Raw genomic sequence first — 259 nt, 5'->3', positions numbered from 1 at the left:
GTCCTAAGAGAGTTAATGGTAAAAATCCGTTTACTGTGCTCGGTAATGATTCTGTACATGTAAGCGAAATAGCGCGCGCTTACGCAACTTTTGCTAATCAAGGCAGACGCCCAGATTTGCATATTGTTGCTAGCGTAAAGAATCCTGATGGCAAAGAGTTTTATCGTGCGCCAACTGTTGGAAAGCAAGTTTTCTCGCCAACAGATGCCGCATTAGCCACAAAAGCAATGGTTGGAGTAGTCCAACACGGTACTGCAAC

At 44.8% G+C, this 259-nt stretch carries 1 protein-coding gene; it reads left to right on the top strand.

Annotated features, from left to right (window positions below; all coding sequences use genetic code 11):
* Positions 1-259 (top strand): penicillin-binding transpeptidase domain-containing protein (locus AC0IW9_RS31155; RefSeq protein ID WP_471652164.1); only part of this gene is annotated, 259 nt, incomplete at both ends.

The organism is Belnapia sp. AC561, assembly GCF_979252845.1.
This window is presented reverse-complemented; position numbering and strand designations above follow the sequence as displayed.